The 3,218-nt window shown below is 73.1% G+C and carries 3 protein-coding genes; 2 read left to right on the top strand and 1 reads right to left on the bottom strand.

Translation table 11 applies throughout. The annotated features are described in order from the left end of the window. On the bottom strand, positions 1 to 374 hold a 374-nt coding region (locus tag VG276_00570; GenBank protein HEV8647913.1), incomplete at its 3' end, for a class I SAM-dependent methyltransferase. A gap of 411 nt (positions 375 to 785) precedes the next feature. Here VG276_00570 and VG276_00565 point away from each other — a divergent pair. Together VG276_00565 and VG276_00560 are read left to right on the top strand one after the other, a co-directional pair. Beyond that, positions 786 to 1,178, top strand: a complete 393-nt coding sequence (locus VG276_00565; GenBank protein HEV8647912.1) for a hypothetical protein — start codon at positions 786 to 788, stop codon at positions 1,176 to 1,178. A 9-nt stretch (positions 1,179 to 1,187) separates the two neighbouring features. Beyond that, positions 1,188 to 3,218, top strand: a 2,031-nt coding sequence (locus tag VG276_00560; protein HEV8647911.1) for a hypothetical protein, incomplete at its 3' end; no start/stop codon positions are given.

The following is a 3,218-nucleotide window of genomic DNA, read 5'->3' as shown; positions in this document are numbered from 1 at the left end:
ACGCGGTAGCTCTCGGCCAGCGCGGCGGCCGGGTCGGCCACGGTGCACAGCACCAGCATGCACACCACCGCGTCGAAGCTCTGGTCGGCAAACGGCAGCGCCTCGGCGGGGGCGTCGCACAGCTCCACCGGCACCCGCGCGGCCGCCAGCTTGCCGGCCAGGCGGGCCCGCATGGCCGGGTCGGGCTCGCAGGCCACGATCCTGCTGGCGTGCTGGTAGCAGGCCAGGTTGGTGCCGGTGCCGGCGCCGACCTCCAGCACCTGCCCGGCGAGGTCGCCGAGCAGCGCGGCGCGGCGCTGGCCGAGCCAGCCGCGCTCGAGCGGGCGCAGCTGCCGGTCGTACAGCGCCGCGTAGATGCGGTGGGGTCTGACCATGGGCATCGACGGGTCAGATGGGTGCTGGCGCCGCCGATGCTAGCCCGACGCCTGCTGCCCGGTCACCTGGTCGCGTGCTGGTGCCATGAGGGTTCGGTAGATCTCGCGACGGTCTCCTCCTGGAGGGTCGGTATGGTGCGCACCCACCAGCCCAGACCACGGACACAACTGCGACGAGGCCACAGGCCAGGCTCTTCTCAGGTCACGTCAAGCCCGGACCGGTGCTGCCCTGCGGCGTCCTTCCGGACCGGCCCACAGGTCAGATACAAGGCACGAGGCCCGCTGCACTTCGGGTCAGACCGGCCGGAAGGACGCCGCAGGGTTTCTCGCTGCTGCACTTGCGGTCACCGGGACGTTAGGCTAGCCACGGCAGCCCGGGTGAGCCCGGGCGCTGTCCGGAAGGGGGTGGCCATGGACCCGATCACCGTGATCCTTTCTGCGCTGGCCGTGGCCGGCGCCAAGGTCGGCAGTCAGGCGATCCAGGACGGGTACGCCGGGCTGAAGTCGCTCATCCTCAGGAAGTTCGGCGGCGACCATCCGAAGCTCGAAGAGCGCATCGACGACTATGTCGCCGACCAGGAGACGTTCCAGAAGCCGGCCGAGAAGGCGCTGCGTGACGCGGGCGCCGACGCCGACCAGGAGGTGGTCGACCAGGCCGTCGAGCTGCTGCGGCGGGCAGAGGCAGTCCAGCCCGGCGTCACCGGGATCCGGATCCAGGAGCTCACCGCGGACAACGTGGCCCTCGCCGGCAGGGACATCACCGGGGGCGTCCAGCAGACGTCCGGCGGTCCGAGCCAGCCGTAGGAGCGCACGATGTCCGGGTCGGCGCTCGTCGACACGCTCACCGCGAGCAACGCCGCCGTCGCCGGCGGGAACATCTACGGGGGCGTCCACCAGACGTACCAGACGTACCAGACGGTCGTCCGGCCCGTGCCCGAGTTCATCCTCGACTTCGACCTGGACGCCGCCGCCAACGGGTTCGTCGGGCGCGAGGCCGTCTTCGAGCAGCTCGACGCATTCGCCACACGACATCCGGCGGGCTACTTCGAGATCGTCGCCGACGCCGGGCTCGGCAAGACCGCCTTGGCGGCCGAGATCGCCCGGCGTCGTGGCGCCGTTGCGTTCCTCGCCAGCGCCAGCAGCGGCGTGCAACGACCCGACCAGTTCCTCGCCCACGTGAGCGCCGCCCTGATCGTGCGCCACGAGCTCGGCCATACCACCCTGCCGGCGCGGGTCGGCGACGACGCCACGTTCCTCGGCCGGATCCTGCGCGAGTCGGTGAGGCGGACGGGCGGCGGACCGATCTGGGTGGCCGTCGACGGGCTGGACGAGGCGGAGCAGCCACCCACTGGGTCGAACCCGCTGCTGCTGCCGCCCGACCTGCCGGCCGGGGTGTACGTCGTCGTGACCCGGCGGGCGGGCGAGCTGGTGACCGGCCCGGGCACGCCGGTGCAGCGGTACACGCTGCGCCGGGACGACCCGCTGCAGACCGCCGACATCGAGACGCTCGTGCGCACCCGCACCGACGGCGACAGCCGGATCGCCGACGCGCTCGCGAGCAGCCGTCCGCCGGTGTCGCGGGAGGAGCTCGTGGCGAGGCTGGTCGAGGCCAGCGAGGGCAACTTCATGTACACGAGCTACGTGCTCGCGGAGATCGCCTCGCGTGGACCCGACACCCCGCCGCTCGACCTGACCGAGCTGCCCCGCGGCCTGCGCGGGTACTACGACCAGTTCTGGGCCCGGATGAGCTCGTCGCAGGCGCAGAGCTGGGCCGACTGGGAGGGCCTGTACCAGCCGGTCGTGGAACGGCTCGCCGTGGCCGGCGAGGCGGTCACCGCCGACTGGCTGGCCGCGCAGGTCGGCCGCTCCCCCGGCGAGGTGCGGGCCCGCGTGCTGGAGCCCTGGGCCCGGGTGCTCAGCCGGGGGCGGCGGGACGACTGGCGCCTGGTGCACCGGACCTTCGGGGAGTATCTCGAGGACAAGCTGGACCTGCGGGACGCCCACCGCAAGGTCGCCGACCACTACGTCGGCCAACGGTGGGGGCAGTTCGACCAGTGGGACTCCTACGGCCTGCGTCATACAGCGACCCATCTGGCCCGGGCGGCGGACCGCAGCACCGGCCAGGAGCGCCATGAGCTGATCACCCGGCTGGTCCGGCTGGTGACCGAGGAGCGGTTCCAGCGCGCGGACCTGGCCGGTCTGCACGACCCGACGCTGCTGCGGCGCGACCTGGAGCTGGCGCACCGGCTCGCGGCCAAGGACGAGGACGCAGACGCCACCTTCCTGCTGGTGCCGGTTGCCCTCACCCTGGTGCTGTTCCACCGGAACCTGCTCCGGCCGGAGGCGATGTTCGAGGCGGCCCGGAACGGGGACGTGCAGGCCGCGGAACGGCTGCTCGACCTGTTCTCCGGGGAGATCGACCCGGACTGGCACGACACGATCCTGCTGACGGTCGCCTGGCTCGCCTCGGAGAAGGCGCCCACGGAGGCGGTTCGGGTGCGCAACCGGGTCCGCGACGCCGGCCCAAGCTCGCCGGTCCTGGCCAGGCTGCTCGAGCGAGTCACCGCGGCGCTCGACGGCGGCCTGGTGCCAGCTCCGCCGCTGCCCGCAGCCGCCACGCCGGAGCAGGCAGCGATGATGGTGGCCCGTCTCGCCGGCTCAGGAGACGCCTCGCTGCTGGCCGGCTTCGACCCCGAGCTGCACGGCGGGGAGCTCCGCGGCGACGGCGGCTACCTGGCCACGCGCGACGAGCCGCGGCTCGTCGCGCTGGCCGCGGCGACGCCGGCGGTGGGCGACCCGCTGCTCCGCCGCTACCTCGACGTGCACCGCGCCTACGGGTACCGG

It is taken from the genome of Actinomycetes bacterium, from assembly GCA_036000965.1.
GTDB lineage: Bacteria > Actinomycetota > CALGFH01 > CALGFH01 > CALGFH01 > DASYUT01.
The sequence above is the reverse complement of the archived record's forward strand: the minus strand, read 5'-3'. Positions and strand labels throughout refer to the sequence as shown.

Excerpts from the sequence above, each read along its gene's own strand:
- VG276_00565 (HEV8647912.1), top strand. The coding sequence starts at position 786 with ATGGACCCGATCACCGTGATCCTTTCTGCGCTGGCCGTGGCCGGCGCC.